Origin of the sequence: Paenibacillus sp. FSL H8-0168 (genome assembly GCF_038592955.1) — a bacterium.
Taxonomy (GTDB): Bacteria; Bacillota; Bacilli; order Paenibacillales; family Paenibacillaceae; genus Paenibacillus; species Paenibacillus polymyxa_B.
The window spans coordinates 1,218,858-1,237,107 of sequence record NZ_CP151948.1 but is presented as its reverse complement, the minus strand read 5'-3'; the positions used below and the strand labels follow the sequence as shown (position 1 = coordinate 1,237,107).

General features: G+C 46.7%; 15 protein-coding genes. 2 read left to right on the top strand and 13 right to left on the bottom strand.

The window, feature by feature from the left end:
- Nucleotides 1–54: 54 nt before the first annotated feature.
- From MHI21_RS05630 to MHI21_RS05595, 8 genes are all read right to left on the bottom strand, one after another.
- Entirely contained in the window at nt 55–1,326 is a 1,272-nt protein-coding gene (locus MHI21_RS05630) for a methyl-accepting chemotaxis protein (protein WP_061831071.1), read from the bottom strand.
- A gap of 263 nt (nt 1,327–1,589) precedes the next feature.
- Complete coding sequence (locus MHI21_RS05625; protein WP_342419622.1) at nt 1,590–2,930, bottom strand: hemolysin family protein; 1,341 nt, start codon at nt 2,928–2,930, stop codon at nt 1,590–1,592.
- A 141-nt stretch (nt 2,931–3,071) separates the two neighbouring features.
- Nucleotides 3,072–3,731, bottom strand: a complete 660-nt coding sequence (locus tag MHI21_RS05620) for an SGNH/GDSL hydrolase family protein (protein ID WP_342419621.1) — start codon at nt 3,729–3,731, stop codon at nt 3,072–3,074.
- Between the two features lie 232 nt (nt 3,732–3,963).
- A complete protein-coding gene (locus MHI21_RS05615) occupies nt 3,964–5,229 on the bottom strand; it encodes a YVTN family beta-propeller repeat-containing protein (RefSeq protein ID WP_342419620.1) in 1,266 nt (421 codons plus the stop codon).
- 175 nt (nt 5,230–5,404) lie between these two features.
- A complete protein-coding gene (locus MHI21_RS05610) occupies nt 5,405–6,322 on the bottom strand; it encodes a PD-(D/E)XK nuclease family protein (protein WP_342419619.1) in 918 nt (305 codons plus the stop codon).
- 116 nt (nt 6,323–6,438) lie between these two features.
- Nucleotides 6,439–7,749, bottom strand: a complete 1,311-nt coding sequence (locus tag MHI21_RS05605) for a galactokinase family protein (RefSeq protein ID WP_341162102.1) — start codon at nt 7,747–7,749, stop codon at nt 6,439–6,441.
- A gap of 189 nt (nt 7,750–7,938) precedes the next feature.
- Entirely contained in the window at nt 7,939–9,462 is a 1,524-nt protein-coding gene (locus MHI21_RS05600) for a copper amine oxidase N-terminal domain-containing protein (RefSeq protein ID WP_250259205.1), read from the bottom strand.
- A gap of 101 nt (nt 9,463–9,563) precedes the next feature.
- Complete coding sequence (locus tag MHI21_RS05595; protein ID WP_341162104.1) at nt 9,564–11,228, bottom strand: PucR family transcriptional regulator ligand-binding domain-containing protein; 1,665 nt, start codon at nt 11,226–11,228, stop codon at nt 9,564–9,566.
- Between the two features lie 245 nt (nt 11,229–11,473).
- Between MHI21_RS05595 and ald the strand changes: the two genes are divergently transcribed.
- Nucleotides 11,474–12,604: an alanine dehydrogenase gene (ald, locus tag MHI21_RS05590; RefSeq protein WP_341162105.1), complete on the top strand. Its 1,131-nt coding sequence runs from the start codon at nt 11,474–11,476 to the stop codon at nt 12,602–12,604.
- Nucleotides 12,605–12,690: 86 nt separating this feature from the next.
- Here ald and MHI21_RS05585 read toward each other — a convergent pair whose 3' ends face one another.
- The 4 genes from MHI21_RS05585 to MHI21_RS05570 all read right to left on the bottom strand — a co-directional run bounded on the left by MHI21_RS05585 (nt 12,691) and on the right by MHI21_RS05570 (nt 16,961).
- On the bottom strand, nt 12,691–13,227 hold the full coding sequence (locus tag MHI21_RS05585) for a mismatch-specific DNA-glycosylase (RefSeq protein WP_254326603.1): 537 nt from the start codon (nt 13,225–13,227) through the stop codon (nt 12,691–12,693).
- A 14-nt stretch (nt 13,228–13,241) separates the two neighbouring features.
- A complete protein-coding gene (locus MHI21_RS05580) occupies nt 13,242–14,105 on the bottom strand; it encodes an aldo/keto reductase (RefSeq protein WP_342419618.1) in 864 nt (287 codons plus the stop codon).
- 13 nt (nt 14,106–14,118) lie between these two features.
- The gene (locus tag MHI21_RS05575; RefSeq protein ID WP_342419617.1) at nt 14,119–15,360 is read right to left on the bottom strand and encodes a hypothetical protein; all 1,242 of its coding nucleotides are present in this window, start codon (nt 15,358–15,360) and stop codon (nt 14,119–14,121) included.
- A 149-nt stretch (nt 15,361–15,509) separates the two neighbouring features.
- Entirely contained in the window at nt 15,510–16,961 is a 1,452-nt protein-coding gene (locus MHI21_RS05570) for a substrate-binding domain-containing protein (RefSeq protein ID WP_342419616.1), read from the bottom strand.
- A gap of 99 nt (nt 16,962–17,060) precedes the next feature.
- Between MHI21_RS05570 and MHI21_RS05565 the strand changes: the two genes are divergently transcribed.
- Entirely contained in the window at nt 17,061–17,333 is a 273-nt protein-coding gene (locus MHI21_RS05565) for a hypothetical protein (protein WP_165176592.1), read from the top strand.
- A gap of 58 nt (nt 17,334–17,391) precedes the next feature.
- Here the strand turns inward: MHI21_RS05565 and MHI21_RS05560 are convergent, their stop codons facing one another.
- The gene (locus MHI21_RS05560; protein WP_342419615.1) at nt 17,392–18,156 is read right to left on the bottom strand and encodes a methyltransferase domain-containing protein; all 765 of its coding nucleotides are present in this window, start codon (nt 18,154–18,156) and stop codon (nt 17,392–17,394) included.
- Nucleotides 18,157–18,250 lie beyond the last annotated feature (94 nt).

Below are 18,250 nucleotides of genomic sequence, written 5' to 3'. Positions count from 1 at the left end.
TGTATAGCGGCTATATTTTGTTTGTATATATCATGCCTCACATGATGGTTTCTGTTATAGTTGCATTCCACGTGTTTTCATCATGAGTTTATTCGTAAGCACTTTCAAATCCTCGGAAGAAGACGAAATTTCCTGCATAATTGCTGTCTCCTCATGAGCAGCCTTATAAATTTTATGAGCTCCTTCAGAGAAGGCCCCTGACATTTGCTGAATACGATGGATCTGCTCAAAGGTTTGATCTACCCGATTCGTCTGCTCCGTCACGGCTTCTTCCATTAATCGGATGCTCTCGACAAATTCACGTACAATAGCGTTCAGACGGTTCAACGTCTGATCCACAGAGCTTGTCCGTTCTGCCTCAGCACTGACCAATGACGTTTGCTGATGCATCAACTGCACTGTCTCTACGATTTGTGACTGGACACGGCTAACGATGGCATTTATTTGCTGCACAGACTCCGTACTTTGGGCGGCAAGTGCGCGAATTTGGTGAGCCACTACCGCAAACCCGTTCCCTTCTTCTCCCGCACGCGCCGCTTCTATGGAAGCATTCAACGCCAGCAGATGGGTCTGTTCGGCAATATCCTTCACGGTGCTTGTAATCGCTTCAATTTGGGAAGCTTCTTTTTCCAGTCGTGCAATTACCTGCTGCGAACGACCATGTGATGCTGTCAGTTCTCCCATTCCATCCATCAGGGATGAAAATACAGTCTGCGTCGAATCTACTGAATGCTCCATATGGCCTGACAGTTCCAGCATATGCCCCGATTTGCTACGCATCATTTTAAAATCGCCCAGCATTCGGTCTGCTGTTTTAATAGATTGGGCAGATGCTTGCTTTTGCTGCTCCACACCATTCAAAATATCTTCTACCACCGAAGACATGGACTCAATTTGTGTGGTAGCCTGCACAATAGCCAAGCTCAGATTTTCCGCACTTTGCGAAGTTGTTCTGGTGCTGTACGAGATCTCATTGAACATATCTTTAATGTTCAGCATCATATGCCGAAATGCATCATACAGAACTTTGATTTCATCCTCCGAACGACGTTCAGGAATTACAACAGACAGATTCCCCGCCGAAGCTTCCTCTGCCGCCTTTGCCAACCTAACAATTGGCCGTGTGAGTAATTTTGAGATCAACCAGCCCAAAATGCCACTCCACAGAACACCCAATAACAGAATGATCGAAGTGTACACCCATTCTTGTGTACCTTGAGCAAGCCAGTCCTTGAGTACAAAAATAAAAAAAGCGCTTGTTCCATAGGTTATTGCAGAAATTGAGACAAATGCAGTAACCATTTTCGTACCTAGTGACATCTTCATGTACTGTAGCCCACCCCAAAAAACTCAAATTTGATTCCATTTTACCATAAAATTGCTACATTTCTAGTAGAATTTTTCACAGACAGATATATTTATGAGCATAAAGATACAGAGCCTTAAGTCCCCTATCCTAATTACAAAAAAACAATATGTTACCAGGTAGCAGCTTGCATCTTAAAATGGACGAATCGCGCTGTCACAAGCTTTACAGGCCATTCGTCACATCTTAAGCGAGCTGTTACCGACAAAGTCAATTTCCATTATTAAAAATCATTGTCATTTTTCTGTTCAACGACTGCTTTCTTAATCGCTTCAATTGTGTCTATTTGGTGACTGTTTTTTTTCAGTACGGTAAACTCCCATACACCAATGGTCAGCTTTTCTCCTTGCTGGATATCAAAACGCTCTGAAAGCATCCATCCGCCAATCGTATATACGTCCCCGGCCTCAATATCCGTCTCCAAGCGCCGATTGACCTCATGAATGAGCGCCTGTGATTTGAGTATGTAACGATGATCATCTGTTTTTGTAATGAGTGGAGTTAACGCTGCGGGGGTTTCGGTGTCGGTATAGGAAGGAATATCTCCAACAATTTCTTCCATAATATCCTCCAGTGTGACAAGTCCAGATGTTCCACCATATTCGTCCACCAGCACCGCTACTGGAATGCGTCGTTTTTGCATCTGAATCAGCAGATCCCGAGCTTGAACCGTCTCGATAACCTGAAGCACCGGGTGAATATAAGAAGCCAGCGTCGTATTCCCTGTGCTGTGCCCACGTGCCAAATCATGCAGGGCTTCCTTGACGCGAATCATTCCGATAATACGATCCCGGTCTCCATGTTCAGCTACAGGTAGAAAATTATAAACTTTGTCCTCGATCAGCTCCATAAACTCGGCCACTGTTGCCTGATGGGAGATAGAACGGATGTGGATGCGCGGTACCATAATTTCCTGCGCTGCACGGTCGTCAAAATCAAATACATTGTTCAGATATCGATATTCTGTCGGTGTAATTTCACCACTACGAAACCCTTCAGATAACGCCAAACGAAGCTCAGCTTCACTGAGTGCTGCATCTTCTTCAGATACCTTTTTGAGCCCGAAGAGACCCGTAATGACACGCGATGAACGACTGAGCACCCAATTCAGGGGATAGGTCATTTTATAAAATATCGTGATCGGACGGGCAAAAAACAATGCCATGGGTTCAGCAATCTGTATGGCGAATGTTTTCGGTACCAGCTCCCCAATGACCACCTCGAAATAGGTCAAGATCAAAAAAGCCAGCAAAAAGGAGAGCACTCCCGTCAAGCCTGCCGGAATATGAGCCAATACAAACAGGGGGTGTAGCAGATGTTCAACAGTAGATTCCCCTAGCCAGCCTAGCGCCATTGAGGTTAATGTGGTTCCGAGCTGACAAGCAGATAAATACTCGTCCAGCCGAGACAAAATGTTTTTAACGGCTTTCGCATTTTTGTTGCCTTCAGAGGCCAATTGATTGATGCGAGATACCCGCACACGAATAATGGAATACTCCGAGGCCACAAAAAATGCAGTTAATGCGATAAGTAAAATAACCAGAATGATATTTATCATTTCCATAGCCCTCTCTTGCTCCGTTCATGACGAAGCAAGAAGCACCCCCTTTGACATTTATTTTTGGATGGAACCATAACATAAGTAATGATGTCCATAATCGTGTATTACCCAAAAATGACAAGGAGTAGACTATGTATGACCCTGTTAGCGAATCGCCAGCGGACTCTTTTGCACGATATCTATCCATTGATCAGCTATCAACTGGTGCCCAACCGCTGTCGGATGAACCCCGTCATGCAGCCAATAGGAGGCGTCCGCCTTGGTAGCGGCTTCGTTCAACATGCTCTGGAGCGGCACAAATACGGCCCCAAATTCGTCCGCAAGCCGACGTACAATACGCTGGTATCCCGTTATTTTTTCTTGCCAAATGTCCCATCGCGCCTCGGTAGCTCCCGTTTTCAAAATAAACGGCTCGCACAGCACGAGTCCCAGATCAGGCATCACTTCACGCGTTTCTTCCAGAAGGTGGCGATAGGCTCGTTCAAATCGGTCCGTCACCCCGGACGGCTCCTGCTCGACGATCCGCCAGGCATCGTTCACTCCGATTAGAATACTGAGCAGGTCCGGCTTCAGGCTAAACATGTCCTCATTCCAGCGTGCATACAAATCCGAAACTCGATCCCCCGAAATTCCCCGGTTCACAAATTCTGGCTGCGTGGTAGTCAAACGGCTCCCCAATGCACCTGCGATCAGATACACATAGCTCTGACCCAGCCAATGGTTCGCATCCTCATTTCGTCCCCTTCCTCCGTCTGTTATAGAATCTCCCTGAAAAAGAATACGTGCATGTTCTGTACTCGTCATCTTCCTAACTTCCTCCTTCGCATTTTCCAATAATACCCTTATCATACCTCGCATCTTCTAAATTATAAAGCGGTTTCAAAATATAGAAGAATTACAGATTTGCATTATGATATACATTTCTGTTCACCTTGCTATCTGTAGTCGCAAGTAAAAAGCCCGTCGTCACACGGGCTATCACTAATACTCCTTCTTCGGCTCCTAGGTTGAGTTCTTCCCAAGACCCCTTTCCAATTCAAGGATTTACTCCTACTGCGAATGGACGAGCTCCCACCGGAATGGTAGTAATCGTAGTTTGGGTGACTCCATCAATTACGGAAACGTTGTTATCATCCTGATTTGTTACATAGATACGATTAGTTATTGGATTGACACCTACTCCATTCGGATTATTCCCGACCGGGATCGTAGCAAGCACTGTATTCGTCAACCCACTAATTATGGAAACATTATCCGTATCGCGATTTGCTACATATATAGCATTTGTAGAGAGATTAATTCCCACTTCACCTGGAGTCGTCCCAACTGGTACGGTAGCAATCACCGTATTCGTTACTCCATCAATTACAGAAACGCTGTTACCCGTGAAATTTGACACATAAATACGATTAGTTTGTAAATTGACACCTATTCTAAATGGATTCACCCCAACTGGAATCTGGGTAATCACAGTATTTGTTGCTCCATCGATGACCGTAACGACATCAAAATTAAAATTTGCTACATAGATGCGATTGGTTAATGAATTGACACCTATCCCCGTTGGAAGAGACAGACCTCCGACAGGAATAATGGTAGCAATCACTGTATTGGTCAAACCGTTAATTACGGAAACTGTGCTATCATTAAAATTTGCTACATATATAGCATTGGTTGCAGTATTGACCCCAATTGAGCTTGCTCCATCTCCAGTAGGAACGGTAGCAATCACCGTATCAGTTAATCCGTCAATTACGGAAACGTCATCACTGTTCAAATTTCCTACATAGATTCGGTTGGTTAATGGATTAACTCCTACTCCCGCGGGATTAATGCCAACAGGAATGGACACGATCACCTCATTGGTCGATCCATCAATCACAGAAACATCATTACTATCAAAATTGGCTACAAAAATGCGATTGATTGATAGGGGGCCGGACTCTGCCCCAGCCCCTAACAGCTCAGACGATACAAGCCGATGAGCCGTAACCAACTCTCCAGCTGCATTTTTTCCCCAAACGGAAATTTCAGTCTGACTTGCGGCAACACCTCCCGTTGTAAAAACGAATGAATATGCATCAAAATTTGCAAAATAATTTTTAGTAATGACTTGATTCGGAGCGACTGAGAAAGACTCAAGTACATATGACGTTCTCGATCCGTTTAATATATAGCCTTCTATCATTAGAGTCGAAAAATTGACAGAATCCTGGTTTTCGATTTTGATCGTCACCTCTTGAGTGGGTCTTATACCACTGACAGCACTATTATTAATAGGTCCAGTTGACAGAATGGCCATTTAAATGAAACCTCCTATATTCAAATATTACAGTTAAATTCCAGTCTTAAAAGACTACTAATTCTATTTGTAATATATGCAGGATTTTTAATATAAATTGGACATTAACTCAATAGAGTAAAAGAAAGACACCCATTTTAATTAAAAGGAGTGTCTTTCTTTTACTCTATTCCCCTCACACCGCTCGGTACTTACACACCTCACGAAAATTACAGCCTCCGCACGCTCTGCGTGAAGGCATCGGAGTGAAGAAAGATTCAGGCTTGGGGCGATTATAGTAATCGTCATCGAGACAGGACTTCATTTCCTCGATGTATCGTCCGACATTACCAACCACTTTGTCGATATCCTCTTGCGCGGGACGATACACCTCATGCTCTCCTGTCATCAGATACTCCACACGTACCTCGATCTTCTCCAATGGAAGCTGATAGTGCTCCTGCACATAGGAAGCATACAAAAAAAGTTGGTCGGAAAAATCGCCTTCCTTGCCTGTTTTCCAATCCACGATGACCAAGTCTCCATTGTCTCTACGGTAGAGCAAATCCATTTTGACATACACTTTCGTCTCATGAAGGAGCATCGTATCCCACTTCTCCACTTCAACAATTCGGGCCTTTCCCTGTTGCAGTTCACGCCAAACCGCAGTACGGTATAAATTGTGTATCACCGCATGCTGCCGCTCCTTAATAAGGGTGATCCGTTCCGGAAGCACCTCGTCGTCGTAATAAACCTCCGCCAGCATGACGCGATTTTTCGGATCTTGTAGCCATAGCTCACGGTGTAGCGATTCCTTGTAGCTGTTATTCAACATGTTCTTCATAGCTGTCTCGAGGTATGCTGTGCGCGGGATAGCCCCTTTTTCCATCCATCCACGTATGACTGATTCACACATTTGATGCGTGATATTCCCGAATAAAATATATAAGTTGCTCAGTTGCTTGAGCCGATACAACGTAACTTGCTCTTCAGTGCCCTGTGCCGAATTCCAGCCATTATGCGAGCCGTAATAATGATAATAGTATTTGCGTAAGCATTCATCGAACGTTTGAGCCCTCGATTGCGAATAGGACCAGGACGGGTATACAGCCATGACAGGCCCTCCTTCATTAAAACTATCATCTCTTTATTATAACGCAAACCTAAGCTGTATCGGCGATAAAAAGGACGAAGACTTTAACCCATGGGTTAAAGTCTTCTACTGACTGACTAGTTTGTAGACTCGCAATGTGTCCGTTCAACATGTATCAAATCACTAACATTAACAGCACCGTCCTCACGGACGTTGACAACAAGTACCGGAGTTTCTAGCATGCCGCTGATCCACTCCTTATAATCATCCACATGATCATTTGGAAGAATCGTCAAGATGACACCAGCAAAGCCACCACCATGTACTCTGCATGCGCTGTTATCTATTGACTTTAAATACATTTCTGTTAAAGCCAGTGCAACCGATACGTCTTGTTCCCGCGCAATCCCACTTCTATATACGTTTTGGAGCCATTTCCATGAGGAATTACCAGATTCGGTAACGAGCCTCAGGAAATCAGTAAAGCGCCCCTCCTCCAGTGATTTCACCTGTTCATCCACGCGTCTATTTTCTTCAAAAAAATGCAATGCCCGCAGTACTGCACGGTCTCCTGCTTTTTCCCTGACCATTTTAAGGTTGGCATATAGATCCTCCGGCAATAAGTCACGGCAAACCGAAGCGTCTAAAGACTGAGCCACTGCAAACATTTCGTTGGGCACCGCCGCATAATCGTCCGTTAAATCAGCATGATTTCCACCTGTATTTACAATAACGAGGGAATATCCGTTTTGTTCAAAATTCCAATGAACAGGATTTATGATCGGTTCCTTGGGATTTTCGAAGTCAATGGAAATCAAGCCGCCATATGCACAAGCCATCTGATCGAGCAGCCCCGACGGCTTGTTCCAATAGCCATTTTCCGCATACTGACCAATTTTGGATTTGGCAACAGCATCTAACGCTCCCTCGTTATAAAAATGATTTAATATCGTACATATCAACATTTCAAAAGAAGCGGAAGAGCTTAAACCTGAAGCAGAGAACACATTGCTTGATATATAAGCTTGGAATCCCCCGATACGGTATCCGAATTCAAGTAGACCAGCGGCAATGCCACGGATCAGCAGCATCGTACTGTCATCCTCCGGCTTTGGCGACAAGTCGGTTAAATCGATGACGTACTTCGTCTTGTAGCCTTCAGAAAAGAATGTAATTATAGACTCCTCCACTTTAGAAGCTGCAGCGATGGTATCGAGTGTAATACTGCCTGCCAGCACCTTCCCGTGGTTGTGGTCTGTATGATTTCCACCAATTTCGCAGCGTCCCGGAGCACTAAACAGTTCAATATCCCCTACACCAAAATGCTCCCGATACGCCTGTATAAGTGATTCATATCGAGTCGTTTGCTCAGAGATTTGCTGTTGACCGTACATTCGGGCAAGCACCATTTGTCCCTCTCTGGAATTCAATAGTTCCATATCTTTCATCGTATATCCCCCTAATTGCATGTGTTTTCCTATGCTGGAATGATACTATCATTATCTCAATTTTCCCTGTATAAAAGTATGGCACTTTTAAAATTTGTAAGCGCTTATTTTAATCGCTTTACTGAGCATTTTACCAATATAACAAAAAAAGAACCAGCCCCTAATTGGGCCGGTTCCTTGAATTTCTTTTTAGTCGCGTTTCAGTACATATTCCCCATCATTATTACGAGTTACTGTGGCGCCAAGCGCCTCGGCAACTGATTTGAAAGGAACATACAATGTACCATATTCATCCGTATATGGAGCTTGTGGCAGCGTCAATGTGCTTCCTTCCAATACAGCCTGTTTGGAGCCACTTTTCAGCTTAATCGTCTTACCTGTAATATCATCAATTACAGTAGTCTGTTTGGCAGCTGCATCCCATTTTAACTCGGAGTTCAGTTCGCTCGTCAGTTCACGCAATGGAATAAAGGCAGTACCACCACGATTCTCCAAGACGTAGTAATCGTCTTTAGGATCGAAAGTTGTTTCTACTTTTGTAATTTCCAAATCATTTTTTAAAATGTTGTAGATCGGAGAATTCGCTTCAAAATTGCGCAGCGTTGCTCCCGGAGTTAATTCAGCTTGTTTATTCAAGTCAATAACACCGTTAGAAATATCCACTTTATCAGCCGTCACACTACCATTGACGTTCCAGGATTGAGTTTCGGTCAGAATTGTGAAGGACTTCACCGGAAGACCGTCCACATCTGGCAGAGCAACTGTCAAGTCTGTCGCTGCTTTGCGAACATTTCCTTTTTCATCAAAATACATGTCGCTTTTCAGAACCGTGTTAGCACTCAGAACCGTTTTGATTTCAGGGGACTGTGCATACATGGTGCTAACGCCTACATCATACTGATCAACGGCCAGATCCAAATACTTTTTAACTTCGGTATAAGCCTCATTGACCATTTTTTCTTTGTTAGCACTCAGTTCCGCTGTTACTTTATCACTACCTTCAATATTCATGCCGGAAGCAATCGTTTTAGTCATATCAATGGCTTGCCCGATCAGCTCTTTCAAGCCTGCTTCGTCCTTCGCCAGATTCGCCAAGAACGGTTTTACCAATGTTACCAGCTCATCACCACGAAGTTCAGCATGCAGATGGGTCAGTTTCACTTTGTCCTTTTCACCGTATACTTCCTCGGTTACAGACGTTGCAGAAATGGTAGAAGGGTTAGGCGCATGCTTGAGCATAAGTGCAGCGGCTGTTTTCGTCAGTTCTCTCACGTCTTTGGAATATACATATGGATCAAATCCAGCAGGCAGACCGCTCAAACTCTCTTGCGAGTTCAAAGATATGTAATAAGGTTTTTTGGCACCTTCCAGTTGAATAGCCAAACCTTGGCGGTCTAAAGCAAGTTCAAACGGCAAATTATACTTATCGATGTGCAATGTACCTTTGGCAGAAGCAAGTTCCTCCGATTGTACTTTGGCTTCATCCACAGTGACGGAAATCGAATTAATCAAATCTACGATTTCCTTATCTCCTTGCGTGATTCCTTCTTTTGGAGTCAATTTAAGAGAGATTTTCTCCGTTGTCTGCTGGGATTTCACATCAAGTGTTCCCAATAAATTTTTACTTACATCAAATCCACCTACTGCCTGGCAACCTGTCAAAGCTACCATTAACAGAATAAGAGGGACGGCGATCCATTTTTTTATATTCATATTAATCCCCTTTCAAGATATTTCCGTAATCTCTTCTATTATCTCAGTGTTAACACGCATTGTAAATGAGTAGAATGGAAAATAGAACTAGTTATTTAGAATCAATTTTCAGCCTGAAGCATCCGGTAAGCCAGTAGTGCCATTTCCAGGCAACGACGTTTGTCAGGGTCTGACAGATTTCCCTCTATGATTTCATTAATTTTATCCAGCCGATTATAAAGGGTCTGTCTGTGAATGTACAAAATTCCGGCGGTATCACGCTTGGAGCCATGGGATTGAAAATAGGCATCCAGTGTATCCAAAAGCTGCATATGGTGCTCACGATCATGCGCAATCAGCTCGCCTAAATGGTCCTCTACGAACTCTTGTAGAAATGGAATGCGGGGCACCGCCTTCAACAACTGATAGATTCCGATGCTGTCGTAAAATAACCGATCCTTCATGACTGGGACGCTTCGTGCCACTTCAATGACCTCATATGCCTCTTCAAAACTGCGATCCGTCCCCGTCATGCGATGCCTTACCTTACCAAAGCCTGCATGAATGCGCACCTTATCAAGCTGTCCTGCGGCATAATTCTGAATATATTGAACAGTATGGGCAAGCACTTTTTTCATTTGCGCTGCGGAACGCAGTGTTAATTCCTCCTTGGCACAAAGGATGTAGCATTGACTTCCCTTCATCATCAGCAGGTTGTGCAACGTTTCTTTTTTCAACAATGAACGAAGCAGCACTAGCACATCCTGATTGATGGATTCCTTGCGTACCTGACTGGCATCCTTGTCCTGATGTTCTACCTCAATGACCCCTGCCCAAAATAAATACTGCCCCTTCGATAACAATCGCAGGCCCATCCGGGTCTGAGCCTGTTCTTCACTGGGAAGCTGTCCGCTCAGCACATCCTGAATCAATTCATTTTGATTACGCAGCAATCGGTCTTCAAGAAACTGTGTTCTCAGCACCAATGTAGCGGCTGCCTTGGCAGTGTAATCGAGTAGCAGCGACATTTCTTCCGTCGGCATTTCACTATGCAGTACCAAACCTACTGCGGAAAACACCTGACCGAAGCATACAACGGGCTGGAACAAGACGGCAGTGGATTCATTCAGGTGAAACAGCAGATGCCCCTCCCGATCGGCGGTCATACTAGATTCCACTTCATTGGCATAAAAATCTGCAATACGGTCCGCTAGATCCGGCTGGACGGAAGGTACGAATCGATTGGTTTCAATGGAAGACATGTAGATGACCTGCCGGGCTGCATAGTCATGAAGCACACGCAAGAGGGCGTTCATATCAGTGCTGCGCAGGGTTTCCTGCTGAAGCTGACGTGAAAATCGCTCCAGATCTTTTAGAAGTTCATGATGTCGGTTAATAAGTAGGGAATGAATATCTTGTGTAATTTCAACAAAACGTACTGGCTGCTCAAATACGATGACCGGGAAGTGATGTCGTTCCGCCAACTCCAGAATTTCAGAGGGGATTTCATGAATGCTCGTGCCCAGCTCCACACACAATCCTGCGGCTTCCGAGCGGATCAGTTGCTCCATATACTCGGCACGCTCTTCCCCCTTTCGGGTGAGCCACAGGCCGGTCGTCAAAATCAAGTCATGACGGCTCACAAACGGAGAAACATTTGTGATTTCTAGCACATGGACCCAACCCACAAGGCGATGTACGCCCTGTTCCCCCGCCGCCAGCTTCGCCCGCCGGAAAACGGGACGTTCCAGCACATCCGCAATGGTAAATGTTTTTTTACCGTTCATCGGCATTCTCCTTATGTATATGTCTTTATGTCATTTTATATGACATATATTCATCAAAAAGTCGAGCCTTTAAGTCAGATAATCCGACAAAATGTATGATGTCAAGGAGCTTCACCCCTTGTAAACTGTACCTAATCTAACATGAATTGCATTTATCGGCTTGAGTCCATGTAACTAATCGGCAGGGCTGCGCAAAAATGATAGTGTAATTTTCTTAACAATTATTTTTAGGAGAGGTGAATGAAATGAAAATTGGGGTTCCGAAAGAGATTAAAAACAATGAAAATCGTGTCGCTCTAACGCCAGCAGGTGCAGCTCAAATGATTCAACACGGACATCACGTATTTGTGGAAAGCCGTGCAGGTGTTGAAAGCGGCTTTACGGATGGAGATTATGCCACTGCGGGTGCGACTCTTGTGCAGCAAGCTGCGGACGTGTGGTCCCAGGCGGATCTGATTATCAAGGTAAAAGAGCCGCTCTCCTCTGAATACGTATATTTTCGACCAGGATTGATTTTATTCACCTATCTACATTTGGCTGCCGAGCCAGCACTGGCCCGCGCTTTAACAGACAACGGCGTAACCGCCATTTCCTATGAGACGCTAGATGTTGAAGGTAGCCTCCCGCTGCTTACTCCGATGAGTGAGGTTGCCGGTCGAATGGCTGTACAAATTGGAGCACAACTGCTGGAAAAACCAAAGGGTGGCAAAGGCATTCTGCTGGCAGGTGTGCCGGGGGTGAAACGCGGTAAAGTGACCATTATTGGCGGAGGGGTGGTCGGCACCAATGCTGCCAAGGTCGCCATCGGTCTTGGGGCAGATGTGACACTGATCGACCTGAGCCTGCAAAGACTGCGCCAACTGGACGATATTTTTGGCAATCAGCTCCATACGCTGGTGTCCACCCCGTCCAACATTGCTGAAGCCGTGGCGCAAAGTGATTTGCTGATCGGTGCTGTCCTGATCACTGGTGCCAAAGCTCCGCGGCTCGTAACGGAAGCCATGGTACAGACGATGCAGCCCGGCTCTGTGATTGTGGATGTGGCCATCGACCAGGGCGGCATAGTCGAGACGATTGACCACATCACGACACACGATCAGCCTACCTATGTGAAGCATGGCGTCATTCACTATGCGGTAGCAAACATGCCGGGCGCGGTACCGCAAACCTCGACGCTCGCTCTGACGAACGCAACGCTCCCCTTTGCTCTCCAGCTCGCAGATTTGGGTGTGCAGGAGGCGCTTCGCAGAAGCAAGCCACTGCTTAGCGGCACCAATGTCCTGAACGGACATATTACCTATGAAGCGGTCGCACGTGATCTGGGATATCCTTATGTTCCCGTAGAACAGGCATGGCAGGCAAAAGCCTTACAATAAGCTCAAAGAACCACACGCTCTTCCCAGCAGGGACTGAAGCGTGTGGTTCTTTTTGTGCTAGCTGTATCCACCGTACTTACTGCATTTCAGACGATCTCTGACGAAAGGAACGTTTGGAGATGGCGATAAATATCTGTGATTTCTTCCAACGACATGCGCACCAGTCCGCTAGACGAAGGTGCCACAAATTCATGCATCTCGGGAATGAGCGGTTCAGGCTGAAATCCCCAATTTACTTTGGATTTTTTACTGTATTCGGTGTACACGCCTTTGCCGACAAAGCAAGCAACCTTCGGGCGGTATTCCTTTAGCTTCTCGTATAGCTTCAGACGTCCTTCGGCGTATTCCTCGCGTGAAATATCCTCTACTCCCCTCGTGGGACGGGAAACAATGTTCGTAAAGCCGAAGCCCAGCTTCAGCAGCTCCCGATCTTCCGATGGATCGTACAAGCGAGGTGTCAAGCCTGCTCCCTCCAGTATGCGCCAAAATCGGTTGCGCGGATTCGCATAATGATGTCCTACCTCACCTGATTTCAAGCTGGGATTAAAGCCGATGAATACAACGGATAATCCATAATCCAGATGATCATCTACCTCATGCAGTTCTGTCTCTCGCTCTGTCATGGGCTCCTCCTTCCTCAAACCATATCCAGTGGCTGCTTCCGCGTTGGCGGAGGAAAAACTTCGTCTATTTGTTGAAGTTGTTCAGGAGTGAGCCGAATACTTGCTGCCGCTGCATTTTCTCGTACATGCGATTCCTGCACCGCCTTCGGAATTGCCCAGACATCACCGTCCCGTATGACCCAAGCGAGCGCAATTTGGGATGGAGTTACCCCGTGGCTGGCAGCAATGTCTACCATAACAGGATGCTCCAACAGCCCCCGTCGCAGGCGGCCACCTTGGGCAATCGGGCAATAGGCCATCACAGGCACCCCATGCGTACGACTCCAAGGTAGCAGATCATATTCGATGCCCCGCGAAGCTGCGTGATACAGCACTTGGTTGACAGCGCAGGCTTCGCCTCCACTTAGGCTCCATAGCTCCTCCATGTCGGACTTGTCCAGATTGGACACTCCCCAGCTACGAATTTTGCCCTGCTCACGCAGTTTTTCCATGCCTTGTATCGTCTCTTCCAGCGGAATATTCCCGCGCCAATGCAACAGATACATGTCCATGTACTCCGTTCCCATTCGGGTTAGGCTTGCTTCGCACGCTTGAGCCAGTCCTTGGCGGTCCGCATGATGAGGATAAGCCTTGCTAACAAGATAGACATCATCCCGGCGACCCCGAATGGCCTCTCCGACGATCTCTTCTGCGCCGCCCTCCGCATACATTTCAGCCGTGTCCACCAGCGTCATGCCCAGCTCCAAGCCAAGTTGAAGCGCGCGCACTTCTTCCTGGCGGAGTGATGCTTTTTCACCCATATGCCACGTGCCCTGCCCGATTAGCGGCACTTCACGACCGTCAGTCCAGGTAATCACACTTTTCTTATGTTGGCTCATATGCATTCTCTCCTTAGGAGCCTGATGCCACAGGCTTGTCAAATACATGGCTCTGCGTCCAATGCTGTCCACCATCCGAGGTGGTATACATGACTGGGGCCTGCTCTGAATCCGAGAAAATAGCCCAGCCTTCCTTGGCATTTGCCATCCCGATTTGCTGACCACCATAACCGTCAAAGCCTTGCTTGCCATTGTTCCACGTCTTGCCGCCGTCAGTCGTCCAGCCGATGGTATTGGGCTTGTCACACGGTGCGCAGTAACCACCCATCCATGCGGTACTGCTATTAACCGCATAGAGCATACCTGGTGCAGCCCCTTCATTTTTGGGAACCTGGTTGTCTTGCTGGCTAATACCTGGTGCCGGACCGCCGCCAGCAGTGGCATTCGCCAGCACAGCACGCCAGCTTTGTCCACTATCGGCAGTATGCCAAAGCGAATACGACGTCTGATTCATCCCCGTATCGCCAACCAGCTCGATCCATGCGTTGCCACGTTCTACCGAACGAATAATGGCTCCATTTAGAGGCGCCTCCGTTGTCCGTGACATGACAGTAGTCCACTTTTGGCCCCCGTTAACCGTGTGTAAAATCTGAAACGAACGGTCTGTGTCCTGCGTAACTGCCCAGCCGTTTTGCTGATCATGGTAATATGGCTGTCCTACCGTGTGACCAGGCACGGGGAGCGAAGACCAGCTTTGCCCACCATCCTTCGTATATTGGTTGCCACTGAACCCTTCCTTGGATGATACAAAGTGTAAAAAGCCCGCTTGCCCTTGCTCAGGCACAGTCCCGACAACCTCCCAGCGTTTGCCGCCATCGCGAGTGGCCAGCAGCGATCCGCTATCTGCCATAACAGCCCAAGCCTGCTGCCCGTTCAAGGCAAAAATCTGCTGAACCGTACCTTGACCCTGATATTGCACATTCCACGTCGATCCGACTGAACCGGATGCAACCGCGTCCGTTCGGGCAATCCAGCCATTTCCGCCGATCCAGCCGGATTGGCCGTCAATCAAACGCAGCGCGGTAATATTGTCCATGCGGACCTTCGCTATCGTAGTGTCTGTGGTTGCTTGTCCTCCTGTTTTCGGTGTATCTACAGTGGTTCCTGAACCATTCGCTTGTGCCGAGGTGACACCCTTTTGCTCATTTTGACCCGTTTGTCCTGTTTGCGAACTTGTTTGTGAGCCTGTTTCACACCCCGCTGTCACTATGGCTACGGCGAGCAAAAGCACCCAGACCGATGTTTTTTTCTTCATTTTCGTTCATCCCCTTATGTTGGTGATATACATGGCTGTGCGGGTATTGTATTCACAGCCATGTATATTCTATAAATTACCCTGCTGTCTTCGTTTCACTCTTAAGGTGAATATAAGGAATGGACTGAATGCAAACCAGTGTTACAGGATTACGAGTTTACAGGAACAAAGCCGCCTTTTTCGATGGCCCGAGTTCCTTCTTCACTTTGCAGCCATTCGAGTAATCGTTGCATCGAAGGGCTTGGTTTCTCGCCTTCCCGTGTGACCACGAACAGTTGAGCTGTGAATGGATATTGTTTCGAGCGAATGTGCTCTTTGTTCGGCTTCACTCCATCAATAGACAAAAATTTGACCTCTTGACGATTATGCATCACATTTGCAAAATAATAAAATGAATAGCCGAGCGCGTTGTGATCCTTGTTAAAATCTGCGACCGCATTAATCATACCACCCATAATGCCAATTTGTAGTTCACGTGGCGGGTCAGCCATCTCATGGCCTGCCATCACTTTCTTTTGCATGTATGTCTGACTGCCTGAATTTTCTTCTCGCTGATAAGCAATGATCGGCTGATCCCTGCCCCCTACTTCATTCCAATTGTGGATAGCCCCTTCATATATGCGACGAACCTGCTCCGAAGAAAGTCCCTTAACCGGATTGTCTTGATGTACGAGAAAAATAAATGCATCCCACCCAATGGGTGTGAGCTTCATTTGAATTCCCCGGCTTTTTGCCAGACGCAGTTCCTCATCGGAAGGACCGGCCACCAGGATCAGATCCGCCTTCTTTTCGATCAAATTGACATATGCCTGATGGGTCGTGTTGAATCTCAGCTCGTGCGCCGCTCGCGCCTTGCTCATTCCAGTCAGTTCATGCAGCATATCCTGCGCAAACGGAATGGCCGCCGTTGCCCCGTCAACTACCGGAAAATCCCTCTCTGCAATGTACGGGCGTTGAGGAAGCATCAGTGTAATCGTTAGCACAATGACGAGCGCAGCAGATATCGCGGCAACAATCCATTGCCATCTATGATCCACCTTACCATTCTTGTCGGTTAGCGCTGGATAACGATTCACCCCAACTCCTACTACCATGCCAGCTATCGGCAACAGTGCTGCCAGTAGAAACCAAACTTCACCATGCTGTGTATATGGCCCCAATACCTCCAACACAGGCTCCGCCCATGTGTGATAGAGTGAAAAGAGCTCCCACGCCCCTCCCACTTCAGCAGGTTGGCCACCAGACCCTTGTATTCCTACAATCCACAACCACAGCCCGCATAATAATGATAATAGCCCGGTCAGCATCAGCGAAAGCTTGCCCATGCTAGACATACGCGCACTCAAGGCACCATAAGCTGCAAAAATGAGACCGATAATCCATGCATATAGAAGCAGTATTACAAACACAGTTGTATCTGTCACACCTTCATGCCTCAGCAGAAGCTGCACTTGGGGTGCCACAACCATACTCCAAACTACATTAAACATGACTGAAAACAATCCAAACATAAACGTACCGCCCAGCCATGGCCAGAACCATGCTATCCGCACAGACTCGTCCTTTTCCGGCTTGGTTATAACTCCCTTTGGATCAGACATGTACATCCCCCTATATCTAATGAATGAAATGAGACTGTAAGCCATTGCTTCTTCATTGTACAATTATGGTAAAGATTAGTATACGAGAGGAGGATAAAAATGTCTTTAACCGATCACCCGAATCATACATCTGATGTAACCTTGCTCCGAAAAGCACATGATGATCTATGGCATTCCTTACAGCACATTCCAAGCGATGAAGCACTCAAGCTACTTCACAGCTTTGCAACCCAGGTAGCGTTCTATCACGAGAAAAAGGACAAGGAGGCGGACTGTAAAAACTACTTCCGAACTCCCTTGCCCTATATAGCGATAGCCGTTGGTATTTCACTGCCAACCGCCATGTGGCTTCTGATATTGTTCTTACCCTAATGCTTATGGCAAAAAAGGCCTCCCCCACGGGAAGGACCTTTTTGGTATCGAATCTTCTTTATATCGCTCTGGCATGGATCAAAAAACGGTGCTGCTTCACGCCCCAGTACCCATCACGTTGGATATCCAAATACAGACCGTACAGCTGTTCTATATATTTCTCTGGCTGAAAGTCTGCAATCTGCCATTCAATGGCTTTTAAATAGTAGACAAGTGCTCCAATATCGTAAAACCGCTGTATTGGAAACTGCTCCTGCTGCTCTACAATTTCGAAGCCATTGCTTTTCAAACCTGCAAGTGCTTGAGAAAGGGTCCAGTCCGCATACTCGTAATCAGGTGCTCCCAAGCGGGCGTTAAGGCCTGCACAATCCAGGCCTCCCACCTGTTGAGTCAAAAACGTACCTCCTGGACGCATAATACGGCGCACTTCCGCTGGCGAAAATGACTCATGCTTGTTCAGCACAAGATCGAACCCGGCATCGCCAAACGGAAGGGAATCGTCATCATGTATAGCCATCACGCGCACACCCAGCGATTCCAATCTTGCCTTGGCGATAGGAACGTTCGGTGCATATGCCTCTGTCGCACAAACGATCTCTGGAAAAGGACGTAACCGCGACAATAGCTCTCCCCCACCTGTTCCCATATCCAGCATCGCTTTGGAGGAATGGATCAATGCCAAAGCCTTGCTGGCATAAGACCAGTCCAAAGGCTCGCTCGCCACTCGTCCTGTATCCAAAATGAATGAAAAATCCCATCCGGAAAATGGCTGCCTATGATGCTCCAACAACTGTAGAAATTCACGATCTTCTGTATATTTCATATTATTTTGCTCCTCCACTATTGGACTGGACATAATTGAACTCTTCTCTCTGTATGTTCTACGTTGTATCTCTCTGTGCCTTTATTATGTCAGC